Origin of the sequence: Amycolatopsis sp. 2-15 (assembly GCF_030285625.1) — a bacterium.
Taxonomy (GTDB): domain Bacteria; phylum Actinomycetota; class Actinomycetes; order Mycobacteriales; family Pseudonocardiaceae; genus Amycolatopsis; species Amycolatopsis carbonis.
In genome coordinates, this window is sequence record NZ_CP127294.1 from 7,683,962 (window position 1) to 7,702,466 (window position 18,505).

Sequence of the window (18,505 nt, forward strand, 5' to 3'; positions counted from 1 at the left end):
TGACGGCCGGTGACCACGTCGACATCCTGAGCGCCGGCGCCTACACGCAGAGCTACTCGTCGGTGTCGTTCAACGGGTTCCCGCCGTTGAAGACGTACTTCGTCGGCGGAGAGCCCGAGGAGATCGGCGAGTTCGCCGGCCGGCACGTGCTCGCGGAGTTCTCGGGCGTGGCGGCCGAGCTGCTCGACGACGTCGAATTCCTGTGCGAGAGCTTGGAACGCGCGTTGCGCAAGGCCGGTGCGACCGTGCGCGAGGTGACGTCGACGCGATTCGACCCGCAGGGGGTGACCGTGGTCGCGTTGCTGTCGGAGTCGCACGCGTCGATCCACTCCTACCCCGAGCGCGGGTCGGTGTTCGTCGACGTGTTCACCTGCGGGCGCCGCGCGGACCCCGAACTGGCCGTGCAGCTGCTGCAGGACATGCTCGGCGCGACGGCGGCCCGGACCAGCACCATCCACAGAGGACAGGACACACGGTGAACATCACGGAACCGGTCGGCGCCGGCCTGACGCGGGTCTGGCAGGTCTCGGACGTGCTCGTCGACACCCGCACCGAGTACCAGCACTTGGTGATCGGCAAGACCGCGCAGGGCATCTCGTTGTTCTGCGACGACGAGCGGCAGAGCACCGAGCTGAGCCAGCTCGTCTACCACGAGGCCCTGCTCGTGCCCGCGCTGCTGCTGGCCGCCGAGGTGAACCGCGTGCTGGTCGTCGGGTCGAGCGAAGGCGTGGCGAGTCAGCTCGCGGTGCAGGCGGGGGCGTCGGTCGTCGACCACGTGGACATCGACGCCCAAGCGGTGCGGCTGTGCGCCCACCACCTGCCCTACGGCTACTCGGCCAAGGAACTGGCCGCCGCCGAGCGTGGCGACGGCGCGATCCGAGTGCACTACGCCGACGGCTGGGAGTTCATCCGCTCCGCGACCGAGAAGTACGACATCGTGGTGGTCGACCTGCCCGACGAGCAGGACGGCACCGACGCGCAGCACAACCGGTTGTACGGCACGGATTTCCTGCGGCTGTGCCGGAATCTGCTCACCCCCGGCGGGGTGGTGGCGTACCAGGGTGGCTGCCCGACGCTGTGGCGCAACTCGACGCTCGTGAAGTGCTGGCAGCGGTTCACGGAGACCTTCGCCGCACCGGTCTACTTCGGCTCGGACGAACACGAGTGGGCGTTCCTCTTCGGCACCGGGCTCGACGCGCCCGTGGACACCATGGTGCGCCGCTGGGCGAACCTGCCGTACCGCCCGGAGACGATCGACGAGCCGACCCTGCGCGGAGCGACGGTGCCGCCACTCAGTCTCCGTCGCTGATCGGCTGGTGCTCCCCCGCCCGCGCGAGGAGGCGCTGGGCGCGCAGGACCACCGGCCGGTCGATCATCTGTCCCTCGTGGACGGACACGGAACCGTCGCCCGCGGCGGCGAGGATCGCCCGGGCCCAGCGAACGTCCTCTTCGGACGGAGAGAAACCCTGGTGCACCGCGGCGATCTGACGCGGGTGCAGGCACAGCTTCGCGGAGAACCCGAGGGTCACCGCCTCCGCCAGATCCGCGTCGAGGATCGCACTGTCGTCGAGCGCGGTCGTCACCCCGTCGATCGGGGCCGGGCAGCCAGTAGCCGCGGCGGCCAGGACCACCGCGGAGCGGGCGTAGCGCAGCGCGGTGTGCGAGGCGTGGTCGACGCCAAGCTGCGCGGCGAGGTCGACGCTGCCGAAGGCGGCCCGGACCACACCGGGCACGGCGCAGACCGCCGCCGCGCCGACGATCCCGGCCGCCGATTCGAGCAGCGGGATCAGCGCGGTGCCCGCTGGGAGCGAGCGCGCGACCTCGGTGAGCCCGGGGGCGTCCTCGGCTTTGGGGACCATCACGGCCGCCGCACCGACCGCGGCGATGTCGGCTTCGAACCACGGCGTGCCCGGCGCGTTGATCCGCACGACGGCCGGGTGACCGGCCGCCAGCCAGTCGCGCACGTGGCCCCGGGCCGTGGCCTTGTGGCCGGCGCCGACGGCGTCCTCCAGGTCCAGCACCACGACGTCGGCGCCACTGGCCTCGGCCTTGGCGAAGCGGTCCGGGCGGTGCCCCGGCACGAACAGGAACGACCGCGCGGTCGCGAGGCGCTCGTTCACGGCGAGGTCCGCAACGTGCCGGTCGCGGTCTGCCGGCCGAACACGTCCCGCACGGACGTGGCCCCGGAGTCCGCCCGGACGATCAGGCCCTGGTGGTCGAACAGCGGGGCGACCAGCCGGTAGTCGAAGACCGCGTCGCCGTGGCCGCCGCGCGCCCGGGCCGCCTCGGCCATGGCGAGCACCTGCAGTGGCCCGTGCGTCAGCAGGCCGGGATAGCCCTCGACGTCGCGGGCGTAGTCGCGGTCGTAGTGGATGCGGTGGGCATTGAACGTCAAGGCCGAGAAGCGGAACAGCAAGGTCGGCGTGACGTCGATCGACCACTCGTCCTGCGCGGCCGGCACGACCGGGCCGTCCGCGGTCGTCGTCGGACCGCCGAGCGGCCGGTAGACGATGTCCTGTTCCTCGTCGACCACGACCTGGCCGCCCTGCACGATCTGGTGGCCCACGACGACGAACGTCAACGGGCCGGACCGCCCCCGCTTGTCCTGTGTGGACACTACGGAAGAGCGCCGGGTCGCGGGCTCGCCGCAGCGCAACACGCCCCGCGTGCGGACGCGGCCGCCCGCCCACATGCGGCGCCGGCCCGGGGCCGGTGGGGCGACGACCGTGTTGCGGACCGGGTGCCCATCGAGCCCCAGATCAGCCTGGGCCGGGTGGTCCAGCAGGTAGAGCCAGTGCCACAGGAAGGGAAGTCCCGCGCCGCCGGCCAGATCGGGCACGGGGACGTCCAGCAGCGCGCCCAGGGCCTCGGCCGGCCCGGGCACCAGGAGTTCGGTTCGCTCGGTCATCTCACCTCGACTGGATCCGGTGCCGCGCGACGAGCTGGCGGGCGATCACCGTCCGCTGGATCTCGTTGGTACCTTCGCCGACGATCATCAGCGGCGCGTCACGGAAGTAGCGCTCGACGTCGAACTCCGTCGAGTAACCGTAGCCGCCGTGGATGCGCACGGCGTTGAGCGCGACCTCCATGGCCGTCTCCGACGCGAACAGCTTCGCCATCCCCGCTTCCAGGTCGGCGCGCTCCCCCGAGTCGTAGCGGCGGGCGGCGAAGTGCACGAGCTGGCGCGCCGCTTCCAGCTTGGTGGCCATGTCGGCGAGGTAGTTGCCGATGGATTGGTGCTGCCAGATCGGCCGGCCGAAGGTTTCGCGCTCCTGCGCGTACCGCAGCGAATCCTCCAGCGCCGCGCGGCCGACGCCGAGCGCCCGGCAGGCGACCTGGATGCGGCCGATCTCCAGCCCTCGCATCATCTGCGAGAAACCGGCGCCTTCGGTGCCGCCCAGCAGCCGGGACGCCGGCACGCGGAAGTCGTCGAACGTCAGCTCGCAGCTCTCCACACCCTTGTAACCGAGCTTGGGCAGATCACGCGACACGTGGAACCCGGCACCGGGCTCGGCCAGCAGGATACTGATGCCGCGGTGCGCCGGCTCGGCGGCGGGGTCGGTTTTGCACAGCAACGCGACAAGGCCGGACTTGCGCGCGTTGGTGATCCACGTCTTCGAGCCGTTGACGACGTACTCGTCGCCGGCGCGGCGCGCAGTCGTGCGCAGAGCCTGCAGGTCGGAGCCGCCGCCGGGTTCGGTGAGCGCCATGGTGGCGCGCAGCTCGCCGGTGGCCATCCGGGGCAGGTAGGCGTCCTGCTGCTCGCGCGTGCCGTAGGCGACGAGCAGCTTCGCCACCACGGTGTGGCCGCCCATCGCGCCCGCGAGGCTCATCCAGCCGCGGGCCAGCTCTTCGGTGATCGCCGCGTAGCACCGGGCGGAGACCTGCGCCTCGCCCCAAGGCTCGGGGATCGCGAGGCCGAACACGCCCATCGCCTTCATCTGCTCGATGAGCCGCTCGGGGTAGGTGTCGGCGTGCTCCAGCTCCTGGGCGACGGGCCGGACCTCGTTGTGGACGAACTCCGCCACCACCGCGACGATCGCGGCTTCGTCCTCTGCCAGCCCGTCCATCGGACTATCATCGAACAGAATATCCGCAGGACGGAAATAGCAGTTCGTGATGCCACCATCTGTGGCCGGCATGCCCGGGGAGCGCCGTGGACCTCAAGCAGCTCAAAGCCCTCGTCACCGTGGCCGAGGTCGGCAGCGTGACGCGGGCCGCGGAGCTGCTGCACCTGGTCCAGCCGGCCGTGACCCGGCAGATCCGGACGCTGGAACACGAGCTCGGCACCACGCTGTTCGAGCGCACGCGCCAGGGCATGCGGCCCACCGAGGCCGGAGCGCGCCTCGTCGAGCGGGCCCGGCGGGCGCTCACCGAGCTCGACCGGGCGCGCGCGGAACTGGCGCCGGCGGGCGGGACCGTGACCGGCATCGTCACGGTGGGCCTGCTCGAGAGCGCCGCGGAGCTGCTGGCGGAGCCCTTGGTGTCGACGGTGCTGCGCGAGCACCCGGGCATCGAGCTGCGCGTGCTGGCCGCCTACTCCGGGCACCTGCAGCAGTGGCTCGACGACGGTGACCTCGACCTGAGCCTGTTGTACAACCTGACCAGCACGCCGTCGTTGAACGTCACCCCGGTGGCCCGCGAGCAGCTGTGGGCCGTGGCGCCGGCCGCAGCCGGGCTCCGCCCGGACCGGCCCGTGCCGCTCGCCGTCGCGGCCGAGCACCCACTCGTCATGCCGGCGCCCGGGCACGGTCTGCACACGCTGATCACGACCACGGCGTCGCGGGCGGAGGTCGAGCTCGACGTCGCGATCCAGACGAATTCGATGCCGCTGCAGAAGCAGCTCGTGCGGGCCGGGCACGGCTGGACGATCCTGCCCGCCGTCGGCATCGCCGGCGATCTGGACGCGGGAACGCTGAGTGCGGCGCCGCTGTGCACGCCCGAGGTGTGGCGGTCGGTCGTGCTGGGCGTGCCGCGCAGCGGGCGCACGTCAGCGGCGGTGGAGGTGGTCGCGCGGGAGCTGATGGAGCAGGTGCGGGCGGCTGTCCACAGTGGCCGGTGGCCGTCGGCTCGGCTGCCGGAGGGGCGGTGAGCAGCCGGTGCGCTCTCGGCGACGTGGTCCAGGAGTGCGTAAGGGTCCTCTGGTATCTCCTTGACCCCTCGGTCCGACAATCTTGACACTATTTTGCGATGGATTCGCCTGTTCGCGCGGATGGCGTTGGGCGGGTCGGCCACGACAGCGGCAGCCTGATCCTTGCCGAGGAGGCTGCACGGGTCCGAGTCGAACCCGGCCAGGTCGACTGGTCGGTCGACCTGGGCGAGCGGCAGTGGCGCACCGGTTTGCGCCGCAGCCGGCGGCTGGAAGAGAACTCGTTTCGGTGTTGACGGCCCGCACCCATCGAGCAGGCCTGCCGCAATAACCACGAGCCCGAACGACGCCAGTGCCCTCATCCCGGGGTCGCCGGCGGCTCGATGCGCCACTGCTTCCCGTCGTCCATTCCGGAGTGCCGGGCAGCTCGCATCCCGCTCCCCCTCCGAGGGCCGAGATCAGACTTGGGCGAGCTTCCGCCCCGAAGCAACCACCTGCGCCGCACCGCATCGGGCGCACATCACCGCGCGCCGAGCCCGGCTGGCGACCAGGACGCCAGGCGCCGAAGCCTCGAACTCCTCGACCACCGCGTGGGACCGGCACGTGGCGCCTCCACAGTGGACACAGCAGCCGATCGCCGGGGCGGTCGCGTCGTTTTCGGTGCAGTCGATACAGATCACAGCGGTTTCTCCGGTCCAGAGTGGTGCCACGGGGCGGCCCGGCCGGTCTCGACATCCGAGGGCAGGGGGCGGAGGTTCACTCCCGTGGTGAGGTGCCTTCAGCCTCGCGCCTAAATTTGATCCAGCCAAGAAAAGGCGGGTTGTCCTCCGTCACAGCAGATTCGCGACGACGTCGGGCAGCAGGCGGAGGAACGCGCGCACCGCCGCGCTCTCGTAGGCGCCGGCGCGGCGGAGCAGGACGACGGTCCGCGCGGGAAAGCCGGGGTCGAGCGGGATTGTCGTGAGGTCGGGGTGGTCGTGGGCCAGGACGTCGGGCAGAACCGTCGCGACCGGGGTCCGCCGCACGATTTCCAGCAGTGCCTGGATCGAGTGGGCTTCCACGGTGATCCGCGGATTGATGCCGTGCTGCGCGAAGTACGCGTCGATGTGGGTGCGGGTGACGAAGTCGCGGGTGAGCAGCGCGAGTTCCCGGTCTTCGACCGCGGCGGCCGTGACCGCGCGGCCGCGAACCAGGCTCAGCGTCTCCTCGAACAGCGCGGTGGCACCGATGCCCGGGGTCGCGCTGTCGCCGAACCCGATGCCTGCGTCGAGGTCGTCGGCGAGCACGCGGGCCTCGATCTCGTCCTGCGCGCGCTCTTCGATCGTGAGGGTCACGCCCGGGTGACGCGTGCGCAGCTCGGCCGCCAGCGGGCCGACGAGGTAGCTGGTGAACGTCGGCGTCGTCGCCAGGCGCAGGTGGCCGCGGGAGAGGTCCTGCACGTCGTGCACGGCGCGTTCGCCGGAGTCCAGGTCGCGCAACGCCGCCCGGACGTGGCGCACGTAGGCCTCGCCGGCGTCGGTGGGCCGCACCGCGCGGCCGGTGCGGTCCAGCAGCTGCACCCCCAGCGTACGTTCGAGCTGCTTGATCTGCTGCGACAACGTCGGCTGCGAGACGTGCAGCTCCTCGGCGGCGCGGGTGAAACTGCCGCACTCGACCACGGCGAGCAGGTAGCGCAGGTGACGCAGTTCCGGTGCCATGAAACCGAGTATAGGTGCGAGCAATAGGACTCATCGGATCTGCGACTTGGCGCCTATACAGCCACGTCAGGCATCGTGAAAGGAGCGAAGCAGCCCACCACGGAGGTGATTCGAATGCAGGACACGACCGAAGGCGTCCGGCACTTTCAGCAGGACGTCTACCCGCGCAAAGCGCGATTGTTCGAGCACCTGGCCACCCACCACGAGCCGGGCACGCTGTTCATCGGCTGTTCCGACGCGCGGGTCGTGCCGGAGCTCATCACCAGCAGCGAGCCCGGTGAGCTGTTCGTGATCCGCACCGCCGGCAACCTGGTCCCCGCCTACCACCCCGGCGCGGACCCGGTCACCGCCAGCATCGAGTACGCCGTCGCCGCCCTGGGCGTCACCGACGTCATCGTCTGCGGGCACAGCGCCTGCGGGGCGATGACGGCCCTGGCCGAGAACCACGACCTCTCGGCCACCCCCGCCGTCGCCGGCTGGCTCGAACAGGCCGATGCCTCCCAGGCCCGGGTGAAAACCCCGGGCGACGTAGCGGAACTGGTGCGCCAGAACGTGCTCGCCCAGCTGGCCACGCTGGCGACCCACCCCTCGGTCGCCCGCGGCCTCGCCACGCGGACGCTCAGTCTCCACGGCTGGGTCTTCGACATCGCCACCGGCCGCGTCGACGTCCTCGACGCGGCCTGAAACCCCACCACGGAAAGGAAACCCGTCCCATGCTGCACACCCAGCTCGACCCGACCGCCCGCGAAGCCCTCGCCGTCGCCGCGGTCGAGGCCAAGACCCGCAAGGACCTGTCCTGGCAGCAGATCGCCGACGCCGCCGGGCTTTCGGTCGCCTTCGTCACTGCCGCCGTGCTCGGCCAGCACCCCCTGCCCGAGCCGTCGGCCCGGGCGGTCGCCGAACTGCTGGACCTCGACGCCGACGCCGTGACTCTCCTGCAAGCCGTGCCCACCCGCGGCTCGATCCCCGGCGGCGTGCCCACCGACCCGACGATCTACCGCTTCTACGAGATGATCCAGGTCTACGGCACCACCCTCAAAGCCCTCGTCCACGAACAGTTCGGCGACGGCATCATCAGCGCGATCAACTTCAAGCTCGACGTGCGCAAGGAAGCCGACCCCGAGGGCGGCGAGCGGGCCGTGATCACGCTCAACGGCAAGTACCTGCCGACCAAGCCGTTCTGACCCGTCCGATGTAGACGATCCCGCTCCGCGTCGCTCCGAGGAAGGCCTGGTGTCGAAACCGATGTCCGATCCGCTCGGCGAGGTGCGGAAACCCTTTCCCCTCAACCTGTTCGGTGTCGCCTTCGGACTGTCGGGCCTGGCCGGAACCTGGACGGCCGCCGCCGGCACCACGGCCGCGATCACCACCGCCTGGTGGCTGGTCGCGGCCGCGGTCTGGCTGGGCAGCGCGCTGCGCTACGGCCTCGCCGCCCGGACCGCGCGTCGGATGCTCGACGACCACGCCCACCCCGTACTGGGCCCCTTCGCCGCGCTCGTGCCCATCACGGGAATGCTGCTCGGCAGCCAGCTTTCCCGGTTCGCGCCGCAAGCCGGACGCGTGATGGTGCTCGCCATGTTCACCGCCGCCACCACGATCGGCGTCCGGTACCTGACCAGAGCGCTGACCGGCCGTTACGATCTCGACAGCATGCACGCCGGCCACCTGCTCCCCACCGTCGCCGCCGGACTGATCGGCGGCCAGTCACTCGCCACCGTCGGCCTCCACGACGCCGCCCTCGCGGCCTTCGCCGTCGGCATGCTGATGTGGGTGCTCCTTGGCGCCGCGATCCTCGCGCGCCTCGCGTTCCGGCCGCCGCTGCCCGACGCGCTGGTCCCCACGCTCGCGATCTTCGCCGCCCCGCCGGCCGTCGCGGGCAACGCGTGGTTCACCCTCAACGGCGGTGTCCCCGACCTGCTCGAACACGCGCTGCTCGGCGTGTTCGCGCTGTTCTTCCTGTCCCAGCTGACGTTGCTCCCCCGCTACGCCCGGCTGCCGTTCACCCACGGGTTCTGGGCGCTGACCTTCACCATCGCGGCCGGCGGCACCTACGGCATCCACTGGCTCACCGTCACCCACGTCGGCGGCGCGACCACGTGGATCGTCCTCGCCGTCTCGACGACGCTCATCGCCTCGATCGCCGCGCGGTCGATCACGCTCGCGATCTCCGGCGCCGGCCTGAAGCCCGCAGTCAGGGCGACTTCGCAAATGTGGCCGTGATCACGAGATTGCCGCGACAGCAGATTCACGGGCCGCCAGTGAATCGATTCCGGCGAAAATTGAGTCGCTCCCACATGGCGTTTCGCATCCTTCGCTGACATCGTCGAACGGGTGAGCTCGTACGCATCGGCCATCCTGTCGCGAACCCAGGACGGACTACTCATTTCGCCAAACGTGTCGCAAAGGGTTCCCACAGTGCCCGATCGACCCTTCCGGGACCGTCTTGTGGTGCAACTGATGACCTCACGAGCCCATTGAGCCGCCTTCGCCCAGACAGTTTCGGCATTTCACCAGCACCGAGACTTATTTCCGGCACCGGCTTGACCTACATCACGTTCACCCATACTGGCAGGCCGGTTTTCGCGCGGTACCATCACGTGGCGCGCATTACGTGCATTGGCACCGCGATTTTCCTTCTGCGGCAGAACAGTCGACCGACAACCCGGAGAAATCACGTGACAGTGCACGAAGAGGCAATCCGTGCGCGCCAAAAGGACACCGCTCTGTGGTTCGCCGAGTCCATGAGCGAGCTGCATCGCCGGCAGGCCGAGAAAGCGGCCCGCGAGCCGCACGGCGCCACCAAGCAGCACCAGGCCGGCAAGCGCTCGGCCCGCGAGCGCGTGCACCCCCTGCTCGATCCGGGGTCCTTCACCGAAGTCGGCTCACTCCTGCGCCAACGCGTCGGTGGGGACCGGCCCTGGGGTGACGCGGTGGTCACCGGTCACGGCACCGTCGACGGGCGTGAGGTGTGCGTGTTCGCGCAGGACTTCCCGGTGTTCGGCGGGACGCTCGGGGAGGCGGTCTGCGAGAAGGTCGTGCGGCTGATGGACTGGGCCGCCGAAGCGGGCGCGCCCGTGATCGGGATCAACGACAGCGCGGGCGGGCGCATCCAGGAGGGTGTGGTCGCGCAGGCGCTCTACGGCGGGATCTTCCGGCGCAACGTGCGGCTGTCCGGCGTCGTGCCGCAGATCTCCCTGGTGCTCGGCCCAAACCTCGTCGTGACCGTGCTGGTCAGCCTGGTGACGCGACCGCCGGCCGCGGCGGCGATCGACGCCGGGACCGGGGACAGCGCTCCGGCCGAGGACCGGGAGCCCGTCGGTGAGGCCGCGCTGCACTGATGAACGCTCCGGACACCTTCCGGCCCCGGGCACACGCCCGGGGCCGGACACACCGCGGCCCGGCCGGCCGGCAGACGATAATGGCCGGATGACCATGACTCGGATTCGTGAGTTCCGCACCCTCCGGGGCTTGACCGTCCGCGAGCTGGCGGACCGGGCCTCGGTGTCCACCGGGCTGATCAGCCAGGTCGAACGCGGCGTCACCGACCCGAGCCTGGAGACCATGCGGCGGATCGCCGAGGTGCTCGAGGTGCCGCTGTTCAGCCTCTTCCAGGACGGCGAGCACGATACCGTCGCCGTCATCCGGCGCGAGAATCGCTACCGCATCTCCTCGCCGCACCACGCGATCACCTACACCCGCGCCTCCCCCGGCGGCGCGAAGCTCGAGGTGCTCGAAGGCCTGCTGGAGCCGGGCTCGGTCTCGGCGGACACGCTGCGCTCGCACCCGTCGGAAGAGTGCGTCGTCGTGCTCACCGGCCGCCTGACCGTCGAGGTCGGGGACCAGGTGCACGAGCTGAAAACGGGCGACAGCTGCCACTTCGACTCGAACATCCCCCACCGCTTCCGCAACCAGGGCCGGACGAGCGCGCGGTTCATGGTGAGTGTGACGCCGCCGAGCTACTGACGAAGGGCTCGCGCGTGGAGATCGAACCGCTCGACCCGGCGTCGGCCGGCCGCTCGGTTCTCGAGGGCGTCCACGAGGTCGTCTCGGCCGCCGACCGGCTCGACAAGCCGGGCGCCCCACCGGTGACGTTCGAGACGGCCATCGGCCGGCTCGAGAACCCGCAGCCGAGCCTCGGCCGCGTCCTGCGCTGGGTGGCACGCCGGGACGGGCGCGTCGTCGGGCTGGCCGCGCTGTATTTTCCGGAAGCCGAGAACAGCCATCTCGCAATCCTGGAGCTGACCGTCCACCCCGATGCCCGTCGTGACCGCGTCGGCACCGCCGTCCTGCGTGCGCTCACGCCGGAACTGCATGAGCGCACGGTGCTGGAGTGCTGGAACGTCACCAAGGGCGGCGCCGGCGCCGCTTTCGGCACGGCGCTCGGCTTCGAGGTGGTCGACGAGACGGTGTTCCAGGCGTTGTCGATCGGTGCCGCCGACCGCTCCGCGTGGAAAGTCTCGCCGGCGGCCGGATATCGCTTGCGCACCTGGCAGGACAGCGCCCCGGAGGAGCTGGTGGCCTCCTACGCCCAGGCGCGCCGCGCGATCGCGGACAGCCCGTTCGGCCGCTCGGCGTACCGCTTTCCGAGGTGGACCGCCGATCGCGTCCGCGAGTCCGAGGCCGACCGCCGCCGGCGCGGGATCGACCACCGGGTGGTCGCGGTCGTACAGCGGGATTCGGGGCGGGTCGTGGGCTTCACGGAACTGCAGCTGTACCCGCATCGCCACGACCTCGGCTACCAGGGCGACACCGCGGTGCTGGCCGCGCACCGCGGGCGCGGACTGGGCTTCTGCGTGAAGGCGGCCATGCTGCGCCGACTTGTCGCCGAGCGCCCCGAAGTCGAGGAGGTCATCACCTCGACCGCGGCGGCGAACCCGTACATGGTCAACGTGAACCTCGCCCTCGGCTACCGCACCACGCGGGAAACGGTGATCCTCGCCCAGAACAAGCTCGCGCGCGGCCGGGCCTAGCGGTCGATGGCCCGCGGGTGATGCGGTTCGTAGATCCCCACCCGGCTGCCGCCCGGGAGCCGGAAGCCGCTCAACCGGCCCCACCGCTCTTCTTCGACCGGCGCGCACGCGACGTCGGCGGCGGTCAGCTCGGCCAGCGTCGCGTCCAGGTCGTCACACATGAGGTACAGCTCGTGGGATGGCGGGCCGTCGGCAGGGTGGACGGCGAGTTCGGCGGGCGGGAGTGCGAAGATCAGCCAGCCGCCGCCGGCGTCGACGTGGGGGAAGGCGAGCACGTCGCGGAGGAAGGCGCGGTCCGCTTCGGCGTCGTGACTGGAGACGATCACGTGGGCTCCGCTGATGGGCATGCGGTCACTGTCGCACACCCCCGCACCGGAAGCCGGGCCCCGCGAAAGATCAGTCCGGCAGGAAGCCCGCGATCAGATCGTCGTGGGCGAGCACGTCGTCGCCGTAGAGGTCCTGGAGCCAGTTCGTCTGGTAGATCGTGTCGAGGTAGCGCTCGCCGAGGTCCGGCGCGATGGCGACGGCGGTGAGGTCGTGCCCGTCGTGCTCGGGGAGCCAGCGCATGGCACCGCTGACGACGGTGCCGGTGGAGCCGCCGAAGAGGAACCCCCTGCGGGCCAGGCGGTGGCAGCTGCGGATGGTGTCGGCCTCCTCGACGAGGATCACCTCGTCGACATAGGACTCGTCGAGCAGCGCCGGCCGGACACTCGTGCCGAGGCCGGGGATCATCCGGCGGCGCGGCGCGCCGCCGAAGGTCACGGAGCCGGCGCTGTCCACCGCGACGATGTGGACCGGCCTGGGCCACTCGCGGAAGAAGCGGGCGCAACCCATGAGCGTGCCCGTGGTGCCTGCGCCGACGAACAGCACGTCGAGTTTCGGGAACTGGCGGGCGATCTCCGGCGCCGTGGTCCGGTAGTGCGCCTTCCAGTTGCCCGGATTCGCGTACTGGTTGAGCCAGACGTAACGCTCGTCGGTGGCGCACAGCTCACGCACCAGCGCGAGCCGCGCGCCCAGGAAACCGCCGTCGGCGGCGGGCTCCGCGATGATGTGCACCCGGCTGCCCAGCGCCTCCATCAGGCGCCTGCTGGCCAGGTTGCAGCGCGAGTCCGTGACGCAGAGGAACCGGTAGCCCTTGCTGGCGGCGACCATGCTGAGCGCCACCCCGAGGTTGCCCGACGACGATTCGACCAAGATCGAGTCCCGCGTCAGGAGTCCCTGCCACTCGGCGGCCTCGACCATCTCGGTCGCGGCCTTGAGCTTGATCGACCCGGCGAAGTTGAACCCCTCGCACTTGAGGAACAGCGAGTGCCCGAAGATCGACTCGAGGTCGACGTAGAGCTCTTCCTCGTTGAAGTCCGTGGGATCGGATATCACGGTCACGATGACCCCCTCCCTGGTTTCTCGTCAGCCGTAGCGGCGCAGTTCGTGGAAGAAGTCCGGGATGACGGTCAGCTCGCCGGCCCGGACCACCTCGTCGTAGACGTACTTGCCCACCGCGAGGTCGAGGACCCCGAGCCCGAACGGCGAGAACACCACGGGCCGGTCGGTCGGCACTGGGACCCGTCCGGCCAGGACGTCGTCCAGCGTGCCGTCGAGGAACTCGCGCCCGCCGGTGAGCTGCTCGGCCAGGTGCGGCGACGTGCCGGCCTTCAGGCAGTGCTCGACGTCGTCGACGAAGTTGGCCGTGCTCAGCAGCAGCTCCGGCGCGAGGTCGCGCAGGGAAACGTGCAGCACCACCGGATCGTGGTCGAACCACGACCGTTCGGACACGTGCGGCCGGCCCGCGACGGTGGCGAACACGACCAGGTCGCTCGAGGAGATCAGCGACTCCGCCGACTCGTGGACCGTGATCCGCCCGCCCGTTCCCGTCCGCTCGAGGTACCCGCGGAACCCCGCGCCGCTCTCGGGCGACAAGTCGTGCACGCCGATTTCGGCGAACTCCCAGCCGGTGCCGGCCAGGAAGGTGTGGATGTAGCGGGCGATGAGCCCGGTCCCGACGAACCCGACACGGGTCGGCCGCGCCCGGCCCCGGCTGAGCGCCGCCGCGGCGCACGCGGCCAGCGCGGCGGTGCGCGTGGCGCTGATGATCGAGCTTTCCAGGCACGCGAACGGGTATCCGGTGTCGTGGTCGTTGAGGATCAGGACCGCGGACGCCCGGGGAAGGCCGGAAGCGACGTTCTCCGGGAAGCTCGAGATCCACTTGAGACCGTCCACGCGCACCTGTCCGCCGATCGAGGCCGGCAGCGCGATGATCCGGGACGCCGGACGGTCGGGGAATCGCAGGAAGTACGACGGCGGGTTCACCGTGTCGCCCGCGCTGTGCAGCCGGTAGGTGGCCTCGACCAGGTCCACGATCTCCTGCTCGCGCCCCGCGAGCGTGTGCCGGACCTGACCGCCGCCGATCACGGCGAACGGGGGCACCGCGGCCGGCCCGTCGGCTTCGGCGCGGGCCGGGGTGGGTCGGATCGCCGTCATCTCGCACCTGCGTCCGCGCTCGGCACCAGGTCGGCAAGCCGCACCGGATCGGCCAGCCCCACGAGCACCTCGCGGGGCCCTTCGAAGGGCTCGCGGCTGTGCGCGGTCCGGATGTTGTCCACCAGCATCAGGTCCCCGGCCTGCCACGGCTCGCGCGCGGTGTTGGCCTCGTAGACACGGTTGAGCAGCGCCACCACGTCCTCGCCGATCGGGTCGCCGCCCCCGAAGCGGGTGTTGAACGGCAGCGCGTCGGCGCCGTAGACGTCGACCAGGTACTCGCGGATCTCGGGATCCATGGTCCACTCGTTGAGGAACGCGACCTGGTTGAACCAGCAGCGCCGGCCGGTGACCGGGTGGGGCACGATCGCGCTGCGCCGCTGCCGGGTCCGCAAACCGCCGTCGGGCTGCCACTCGAACTCGATCGCGTGGGCGCGGCAGTAGTTCTCGATCTCCGCCCGGTCGTCGGTGCCGAACGACTCGGCGACCGTCGCGCCGATCTCGTTGTTGTAGCTGCGGGTGAGCAGCCAGCCCTCCTGCTCGAACCGGCGGACGAGGTCCGCGGGCAGCGCGTCGAGCACGGTCGGCGAGTCGGACACGGCCGTGGCGCCGCCTTCGGTGGGCGCGCCGAGGCAGGCGAACAGCAGCAGGCCGGGGAACTCGAGCCGGTAGCTCAGCTCGTGGTGCATGCACATCGGCTGGTTCGCCGGCCACGCCGACGACGAGTACACCCCGGCCGGGTAGACCTCGCGCGCCGCGAAGGCCTCGCGATCCTTCATGAGGGCGCCGGCGAGCCGCTCGAACACGACGGCGACATCGGCGGGGCCGCTCAGCCCGAGGCCGCGCACGAGCACGCAGCCGTGTTCGGCGACAGCAGCGCGCAGCGGGTCGCGGTGTTCACTCGCCCAGGCCGGCGCACCGGCACCCGGTTCGGCCGGCAGCAACGGCACGCCACCCGGGCTCAGCCGCACTTCGGCGAGCGATGCCGACGTTGAGGAAACCATCTCTTGTCCTTTCGGCTTGAAGTCACGTGACAGGCACCGGCTCGACGGCGCGCAGCACGATCCGCGCGGTCTCGGCCGGGTTGGTGCGGGGGAAGTAGTGGCCGCCGCCGGCGATCGCCCGCACCTCGACGTGCTCGGCCAGCAGCCGCCATTCGCGGTGGCGGTCGCGGAAGTCCACGGTGATCGGGTCGTCGTCCGCGGCGACGACGGTGACCGGCGTGGTCAGCTTCGCCGCCGGCGGGTTCGCCAGCGCGGAGGCGAGGTAGCTGTGCGCGGACACGCAGTCGTGCCGGAACGCCGCGCCGACCTGCTCGGCCCGCTGCGCGTCGAGCCCGCCGAGCGCGGGGTCGCCGCTGTCCGCGGCCAGCTCCGCGGCGATCGCGGAGTCGCTCAACCGGCCCAGCTCGCTGATCGAGGCGCGCCGTTCGTCGGCGTCGCCGAGCAGCTGCGCGCCCAGGAACAGCCGCCGCACGTCCACCCCGCGCCCGGCGAGCCGCCGGGCCGTCTCGAAGGCGAACGCGGCCCCCGAGGAATGGCCCCACAGCAGCACACGCTTCGGGGCGAGGTGCTCGATTTCCGCCACGACCTGGTCGATGACCCGCACCATCGGCGCGAACGCCTCGCGGTCGGCGGCCAGGTCGTGTCCGGGCAGCTCCACGGCGTACACCGCGAGCCCGCTGTCCCGCAGCGCCGACGCCAGCGGCCGGAAGTTCACCGAGTTGCCCCCGGCGTGCGGGAAACAGACGAGCACGGCGTCCGGCGCTCCGACCGGGTCGGTGAGCGGCTGCAGCAGCCCACCGGCCTCGTCGCCGGCCCGGTCTTCGAGCAGCGCGGCCTGGTCGGCGAGCACCGGGTGCCGGGTGATCTCGGCGAGCGACACCGCGCGGTCCAGCGCAACGGCCAGCTTCACCGCCGAAAGCGATGTGCCGCCCCGGTCGAAGAAGTGGTCGCGCCGGCCGATCTTCTCCGGCGCGAGGCCGAGCACGCCGGCCCACGCGGCCGCCAGCCGCTGCTCGGCGGGTGTCGCCGGAACGTCGTGGTCTTCTTCGGCCCCTTCGAGCTCCGTCGCCAACGCGGTCAGCACCAACTTGTCGATCTTGCCGTTGGCGGTCAAGGGAAGCTGCTCTCGCCGGTGGAGCGCCGACGGGACCATGTAAGCGGGCAGCGAGCGGCTCAGCTCGGCGCGCAGCGTCTCGTCGGGCAGCGCCTCGGCGGCGGAATAGAACGCCACCAGGTGCTTGCCCTGGCCGTCCCGCTCGGCGACCACCACGGCGCCGTCGCCGACCCCGGGCACGCGCAGCAGCGCGTTCTCGACCTCGCCGATCTCGATCCGGAAGCCGGAGATCTTCACCTGGCTGTCGCGGCGGCCCAGGAACTCCAGCCGGCCCCCGGGCAGCCAGCGGCCACGGTCCCCGCTGCGGTAGAGCCGCTCGCCCGCCCGGTGCGGATCGGGCAGGAACGCCGCGCGGGTGCGCGCGAGGTCGTTCACGTACCCGCGGCCCACGCACACGCCGGAGAACACGATCTCGCCGGGCGCGCCCAGCGGCACCGGCTGCAGGTGCTCGTCGACGACGTAGACGTGCACGTTGTTCACGGGCCGCCCGAGCGGGACCCGGCCGGCGTCCGGTGGCCGGTCCATGACCTCGTGGTTGGTGTCGTCGGAGGTCTCGGTGAGGCCGTAGGCGTTGACCAGCCTGACCTCCGGGTACGCCGCGAACCAGCGCTGCACCAGCTCCTTCTTCAGCGCCTCGCCGGTCACCGACACGCACCGCAGGTCCGGCAGCGGGCGCGGATGGCTCTCCACAAAGGACAGCACGGCTTCCAGATAGGACGGGACGACCTGCGCCACCGCGACCCGGCCCCGGGCGATCCGGTCGACGAACCGCTCGGCGTCGAGGATCACCTCCTGCTCGACGATCGACGTCCGCCCGCCGACGAGCAGCGGCGCCAGCAGCTGCCACAACGAGATGTCGAAACACTGGGGCGCGGTCTGCGCCACGACCTGTCCCTCGGTGATCCCCAGGTCGTCGATCTTGGCGTGCAGGTGGTTCAGCATCCCCGCGTGCTCGCACATCGCGCCCTTGGGCTCACCGGTGGAGCCGGAGGTGAAGTAGATGTAGGCGAGCTGGCGTGGCGTCACGTCGATCCCGAGGTCGGTGGTGGACCGGTGCTCGGCGCAGGCCACCTCGACGTGCAGCCGCACCACGCCGGGCAGCAACGCCAGCGCGTGGTCCAGCGTCTCGCCGGCGCCGCGTTCGGTCAGCACCAGTTCGCAGCCGGCCTGCCGCAGAGTCTTCGCGATCCGCTCGGGCGGGAAGCGCGGTTCGACCGGCAGGTACACGCCGCCGGCCTTGAACACGGCGAGCACGGCGGCGAGCCAGCCGAGGTTGCGCTCGGTCACCACCGCCACGACGCTCTCGCGGCGCAGCCCCCGCGCGAGCAGCGCCCGCGCCAGCCGGTTGGCCCGCTCGTTGAGCTCGCGGTAGGTCCACGCGCGCTCGCCGTGCACGGCCGCGAGCCTGTCCGGATGCCGCCGCACCCGTTGCTCGAACAGCTCGTGCACCCGCAGGTCGGGCAGCGCCCGCCGCGGGCCGGCGAGCCCCTCGAGCTGGAACCGCAACTCGTCGGGTGCGAGCAGGCTCTGCGGCGAGTGCTCGGTGTCCGGGGCCGCCACCAGCCGCGCGAGCGCGGCGACGTGGTAGCCGGCGATCCGGGCCGCGGCGGCCGCGTCGAGCACGTCGGCGCGGTAGCGCACGTTGAGGCGCCGGCCGCGGTTCGCGAACCCGACGCGCAGCACCGACGTCCCCGTGAGCTCACCGTCGCCGGAGGGGTCGAACACGATCTCTGTGACCGGGCCGGGCACACCCAGGTCGCGCCGCAGCTCGTCCACCGGGAAAAACCGGTGGGCCAGCAACTGCGACTCGGCCCGGTACGTCTCGGTCACCAGGTCCCGCCACGTGTCCGGTTCCGTCGTCAGGCGGCACGGCACCGGTTCGCCGGCCTGCGCTGCATAGCCGGTCACGACCTCGCGCTCACCGGTCAGCGCCGCGAGCACCTTGGCGTGCGCGGCGAGCAGCACCGCGCTGCCCGGAATCCCCAGCTCCCGCGCCAGCCGGCGCACGCCCGCCGCCACCGGGGCGGGCAGCCGCACGGTCGTCGTCCCCGCTCCGGTGTCCGAACCCGAGGTCCAGCGCGGCACCGTCGTGGCCCCGCCGGCCACGAGCACGTCACGCCAGAACCGGAAGTCGGCTCTCGGTAGCTCCTCCATGT

General features: G+C 71.4%; 19 protein-coding genes. 10 read left to right on the top strand and 9 right to left on the bottom strand.

Annotation, left to right across the window (positions count from 1 at the left end):
• The first annotated feature begins 86 nt into the window (after positions 1–86).
• A complete protein-coding gene (speD, locus tag QRX50_RS37980; RefSeq protein ID WP_285974667.1) occupies positions 87–479 on the top strand; it encodes an adenosylmethionine decarboxylase in 393 nt (130 codons plus the stop codon).
• The gene (locus QRX50_RS37985) at positions 476–1,309 is read left to right on the top strand and encodes a spermidine synthase (protein ID WP_285967893.1); all 834 of its coding nucleotides are present in this window, start codon (positions 476–478) and stop codon (positions 1,307–1,309) included. The genes speD and QRX50_RS37985 overlap by 4 nt, the downstream gene beginning before the upstream one ends.
• Here QRX50_RS37985 and QRX50_RS37990 read toward each other — a convergent pair.
• From QRX50_RS37990 to QRX50_RS38000, 3 genes are read right to left on the bottom strand one after another with little or no spacing between them, the layout of a single operon-like run.
• Positions 1,293–2,120 (bottom strand): HpcH/HpaI aldolase/citrate lyase family protein, encoded by an 828-nt coding sequence (locus QRX50_RS37990; protein ID WP_285967894.1) that lies wholly within the window; start codon positions 2,118–2,120, stop codon positions 1,293–1,295. The genes QRX50_RS37985 and QRX50_RS37990 overlap by 17 nt on opposite strands.
• A complete protein-coding gene (locus tag QRX50_RS37995) occupies positions 2,117–2,908 on the bottom strand; it encodes an HTD2 family dehydratase (protein ID WP_285967895.1) in 792 nt (263 codons plus the stop codon). The genes QRX50_RS37990 and QRX50_RS37995 overlap by 4 nt, the downstream gene beginning before the upstream one ends.
• Position 2,909: 1 nt before the next feature.
• Positions 2,910–4,070 (bottom strand): acyl-CoA dehydrogenase family protein, encoded by a 1,161-nt coding sequence (locus QRX50_RS38000; RefSeq protein WP_285967896.1) that lies wholly within the window; start codon positions 4,068–4,070, stop codon positions 2,910–2,912.
• An 86-nt stretch (positions 4,071–4,156) separates the two neighbouring features.
• Between QRX50_RS38000 and QRX50_RS38005 the strand changes: the two genes are divergently transcribed.
• Both QRX50_RS38005 and QRX50_RS38010 read left to right on the top strand, forming a co-directional pair.
• Positions 4,157–5,092, top strand: a complete 936-nt coding sequence (locus QRX50_RS38005; protein WP_285967897.1) for a LysR family transcriptional regulator — start codon at positions 4,157–4,159, stop codon at positions 5,090–5,092.
• Between the two features lie 98 nt (positions 5,093–5,190).
• Positions 5,191–5,385: a hypothetical protein gene (locus tag QRX50_RS38010; protein ID WP_285967898.1), complete on the top strand. Its 195-nt coding sequence runs from the start codon at positions 5,191–5,193 to the stop codon at positions 5,383–5,385.
• Positions 5,386–5,919: 534 nt separating this feature from the next.
• Here QRX50_RS38010 and cynR read toward each other — a convergent pair.
• Positions 5,920–6,786, bottom strand: a complete 867-nt coding sequence (gene cynR, locus QRX50_RS38015; protein ID WP_285967899.1) for a transcriptional regulator CynR — start codon at positions 6,784–6,786, stop codon at positions 5,920–5,922.
• A 114-nt stretch (positions 6,787–6,900) separates the two neighbouring features.
• Here cynR and QRX50_RS38020 point away from each other — a divergent pair, with 114 nt between their 5' ends.
• From QRX50_RS38020 to QRX50_RS38045, 6 genes are all read left to right on the top strand, one after another.
• A complete protein-coding gene (locus tag QRX50_RS38020; protein WP_285967900.1) occupies positions 6,901–7,470 on the top strand; it encodes a carbonic anhydrase in 570 nt (189 codons plus the stop codon).
• Between the two features lie 29 nt (positions 7,471–7,499).
• Positions 7,500–7,970 carry a cyanase gene (gene cynS / locus QRX50_RS38025; protein WP_285967901.1) on the top strand — a complete coding sequence of 157 codons (471 nt, stop codon included), beginning with the start codon at positions 7,500–7,502 and terminating at the stop codon, positions 7,968–7,970.
• Between the two features lie 49 nt (positions 7,971–8,019).
• Positions 8,020–9,006 (top strand): SLAC1 family transporter, encoded by a 987-nt coding sequence (locus tag QRX50_RS38030; RefSeq protein ID WP_285967902.1) that lies wholly within the window; start codon positions 8,020–8,022, stop codon positions 9,004–9,006.
• A gap of 521 nt (positions 9,007–9,527) precedes the next feature.
• Complete coding sequence (locus tag QRX50_RS38035) at positions 9,528–10,124, top strand: carboxyl transferase domain-containing protein (RefSeq protein WP_434533182.1); 597 nt, start codon at positions 9,528–9,530, stop codon at positions 10,122–10,124.
• Between the two features lie 88 nt (positions 10,125–10,212).
• Positions 10,213–10,749 carry a helix-turn-helix domain-containing protein gene (locus QRX50_RS38040; protein WP_285967903.1) on the top strand — a complete coding sequence of 179 codons (537 nt, stop codon included), beginning with the start codon at positions 10,213–10,215 and terminating at the stop codon, positions 10,747–10,749.
• A 14-nt stretch (positions 10,750–10,763) separates the two neighbouring features.
• Entirely contained in the window at positions 10,764–11,756 is a 993-nt protein-coding gene (locus tag QRX50_RS38045) for a GNAT family N-acetyltransferase (RefSeq protein ID WP_285967904.1), read from the top strand.
• Here QRX50_RS38045 and QRX50_RS38050 read toward each other — a convergent pair.
• The 5 genes from QRX50_RS38050 to QRX50_RS38070 are packed head-to-tail and all read right to left on the bottom strand — an operon-like array spanning position 11,753 to position 18,503.
• Entirely contained in the window at positions 11,753–12,103 is a 351-nt protein-coding gene (locus QRX50_RS38050) for a VOC family protein (protein ID WP_285967905.1), read from the bottom strand. The genes QRX50_RS38045 and QRX50_RS38050 overlap by 4 nt on opposite strands.
• A 49-nt stretch (positions 12,104–12,152) precedes the next feature.
• Entirely contained in the window at positions 12,153–13,139 is a 987-nt protein-coding gene (gene sbnA, locus QRX50_RS38055; protein WP_285967906.1) for a 2,3-diaminopropionate biosynthesis protein SbnA, read from the bottom strand.
• A 24-nt stretch (positions 13,140–13,163) separates the two neighbouring features.
• Entirely contained in the window at positions 13,164–14,234 is a 1,071-nt protein-coding gene (gene sbnB / locus QRX50_RS38060; RefSeq protein WP_285967907.1) for a 2,3-diaminopropionate biosynthesis protein SbnB, read from the bottom strand.
• Entirely contained in the window at positions 14,231–15,235 is a 1,005-nt protein-coding gene (locus QRX50_RS38065) for a TauD/TfdA family dioxygenase (protein WP_285967908.1), read from the bottom strand. Before QRX50_RS38065 ends, sbnB begins: the two co-directional genes overlap by 4 nt.
• 22 nt (positions 15,236–15,257) lie before the next feature.
• Positions 15,258–18,503 carry a non-ribosomal peptide synthetase gene (locus QRX50_RS38070; RefSeq protein ID WP_285967909.1) on the bottom strand — a complete coding sequence of 1,082 codons (3,246 nt, stop codon included), beginning with the start codon at positions 18,501–18,503 and terminating at the stop codon, positions 15,258–15,260.
• Positions 18,504–18,505: the final 2 nt, after the last annotated feature.

Coding starts and splice junctions, on each gene's coding strand:
- QRX50_RS37995 (WP_285967895.1), bottom strand. CDS start 2,908: ATGACCGAGCGAACCGAACTCCTGGTGCCCGGGCCGGCCGAGGCCCTG.
- QRX50_RS38020 (WP_285967900.1), top strand. CDS start 6,901: ATGCAGGACACGACCGAAGGCGTCCGGCACTTTCAGCAGGACGTCTAC.
- QRX50_RS38065 (WP_285967908.1), bottom strand. CDS start 15,235: ATGGTTTCCTCAACGTCGGCATCGCTCGCCGAAGTGCGGCTGAGCCCG.
- QRX50_RS38040 (WP_285967903.1), top strand. CDS start 10,213: ATGACCATGACTCGGATTCGTGAGTTCCGCACCCTCCGGGGCTTGACC.
- QRX50_RS38070 (WP_285967909.1), bottom strand. CDS start 18,503: ATGGAGGAGCTACCGAGAGCCGACTTCCGGTTCTGGCGTGACGTGCTC.
- QRX50_RS38035 (WP_434533182.1), top strand. CDS start 9,528: ATGAGCGAGCTGCATCGCCGGCAGGCCGAGAAAGCGGCCCGCGAGCCG.
- cynR (WP_285967899.1), bottom strand. CDS start 6,786: ATGGCACCGGAACTGCGTCACCTGCGCTACCTGCTCGCCGTGGTCGAG.
- QRX50_RS38000 (WP_285967896.1), bottom strand. CDS start 4,070: ATGGACGGGCTGGCAGAGGACGAAGCCGCGATCGTCGCGGTGGTGGCG.
- QRX50_RS38010 (WP_285967898.1), top strand. CDS start 5,191: ATGGATTCGCCTGTTCGCGCGGATGGCGTTGGGCGGGTCGGCCACGAC.
- sbnB (WP_285967907.1), bottom strand. CDS start 14,234: ATGACGGCGATCCGACCCACCCCGGCCCGCGCCGAAGCCGACGGGCCG.
- cynS (WP_285967901.1), top strand. CDS start 7,500: ATGCTGCACACCCAGCTCGACCCGACCGCCCGCGAAGCCCTCGCCGTC.
- QRX50_RS38050 (WP_285967905.1), bottom strand. CDS start 12,103: ATGCCCATCAGCGGAGCCCACGTGATCGTCTCCAGTCACGACGCCGAA.